Below are 2,375 nucleotides of genomic sequence, written 5' to 3' on the forward strand. Positions count from 1 at the left end.
TGGTCTGGTACTCGTCCTTACGGTTGTGGCCTTTGTGGCCATTCCTGTCCTCGGCGACTCCAAGAAGCTCGCTGATAAAGATTTCCTCCAGAAACAGATTGACTACATAAAACTCTTCCACAGATTTTATCAGCACAACCTCTTCCAGGATCAGGTCGATATTGGTGATCACTATGATATCGAGGCAAACATCGGCCACTACAAGTACCCCCACGTGGTGAAGAATTTCATCTCGTACTACAAGAAGGGAATGCTGCCACGGGGAGAGCCCTTCTCTGTGTACTACGAAAAGCACATAGAGCAGGCCATCAAGCTTTTTGAACTTTTGTTTGCTGCCAATGACTACGACACATTTTACAAGACCGCCTGCTGGGCCCGCGATCGTGTGAATGAGGGCATGTTTATGTATGCTCTAACTGTCGCCGCATTCCATCGCGAAGACACTAAGGACTTGGTACTGCCTCCACCATATGAAGTCAACCCATATCTTTTCGTGGAGGACGATGTAATCCAGCAGGCTTACAAATACTGGACGAAAGAATCTGGCACTGACAAACACGTCGAACACGTTATCCCTGTGAACTTCACTGCCAGAAGCCAAGAAGACCTGGTGGCCTACTTCAGAGAAGATGTCGACCTCAACGCATTCAACATGTACTTCCGCTACATCTATCCCTCTTGGTTCAACACTACTTTGTACGGCAAGTCATTCGACCGACGTGGTGAACAATTCTACTACACCTACCACCAGATCTATGCTCGCTACTTCCTCGAGAGGCTGTCCAACAGCTTGCCCGATGTTAAACCCTTCCAGTACAGCAAGCCACTGAAGACCGGATACAATCCTCACTTGAGATACCATAACGGCGAGGAAATGCCAGCTCGTCCCAGCAACATGTACCCAACTGACTTCGATCTTTTTTATGTCTCTGACATCAAAAACTACGAAAGGAGGGTTGAGAAGGCCATTGACTTTGGCTACGCCTTCGATGAGCACCGCACTCCCTACTCCCTGTACCACGACCAGCATGGCATGGATTATCTCGGCCAGATGATCGAGGGCACCAGCAACTCCCCGTATCAATATTTCTATGGATCTATTTTCCACTTCTACCGCTTGTTGGTTGGACACGTTGTTGATCCATACCACAAGAACGGGCTCGCACCAAGTGCCTTGGAACACCATCAGACCGCTCTGAGAGATCCCGCCTTTTACCAGCTGTGGAAGCGCATCGACCACATTGTCCAGAAGTATAAGAACAGGCTACCCCGCTACACGTACGACGAGCTGTCCTTCCCAGGAGTGAAGATAGAAAATGTAGATGTTGGTAAATTGTACACATACTTCGAGCACTTTGAACATAGTTTGGGCAATGCTATGTACATTGGTAAGCTCGAAGACTTATTGAAAGCCAACATCCGCGCTAGTCACTATCGTCTCAACCACAAGCCTTTCACCTACAACATCGAGGTCTCCAGCGACAAGGCACAGGACGTGTACGTGCGTATTTTCCTGGGTCCCAAGTACGACAGCTTGGGCCACGAATGTGAACTGGATGAGCGCAGACACTACTTCGTGGAGATGGACCGCTTTGTACATAAAGTTGAAGCCGGCAAAACAGTGATCGAACGTAAATCCCACGACTCCAGCATCATCTCTGACAGCCATGACAGTTACAGAAACTTGTTCAAGAAAGTAGCGGACGCTCTGGAGGAAAAAGATCAATACTACATTGACAAGAGCCACAAATACTGCGGCTACCCGGAGAACCTGCTGCTTCCTAAAGGCAAGAAGGGTGGTCAGACATTCACCTTCTACGTCATCGTCACCCCATACGTCAAGCAAGACGAACATGACTTCGAGCCTTACCACTACAAGGCCTTCAGCTACTGTGGTGTCGGACATGGTCGCAAATATCCCGATGACAAGCCTTTGGGATTCCCCTTCGATCGTAAGATCCACGATTATGACTTCTACACTCCCAACATGTACTTCAAGGATGTGGTCATCTTCCACAAGAAGTACGACGAAGTTCATGAAGTGACACACTGAGCGGTCTGCGTGAAGCTAAACCCTCACATGTTACAATCATTGATGAGTTCGATATTTCATAATGTTGAGACCTTTGCTCCTACAGTGAATATGTAGAATATACGTGCCGCATATTTTGCATATGCACTGTAGGTTGTATAGCGTGCACAACTTTCTGATCTGTAAGTGTACATTTTAAATGGCATCATAATTGAACTCATTGGCCGTGCTACCATCGTATTCAATGATCAACATCGTCCTCTTAAGATCCAAGAACGATGTCAATCTTTGACTGAAAAGTTTTATACACTTGTTTGTATATGAATGTTGAAATATAGTAGCA

Annotated in this window: 1 protein-coding gene; it reads left to right on the forward strand. The window is 46.9% G+C overall.

Features of this window, described 5'->3' with window-relative positions; genetic code table 11:
* Positions 1 to 2,053, forward strand: a 2,053-nt coding sequence (locus tag DL238_RS15860) for a hypothetical protein (RefSeq protein ID WP_147291043.1), incomplete at its 5' end; no start/stop codon positions are given.
* Positions 2,054 to 2,375 lie beyond the last annotated feature (322 nt).

The sequence above is a fragment of the Alteriqipengyuania lutimaris genome, assembly GCF_003363135.1.
GTDB classification, from domain to species: domain Bacteria; phylum Pseudomonadota; class Alphaproteobacteria; order Sphingomonadales; family Sphingomonadaceae; genus Alteriqipengyuania; species Alteriqipengyuania lutimaris.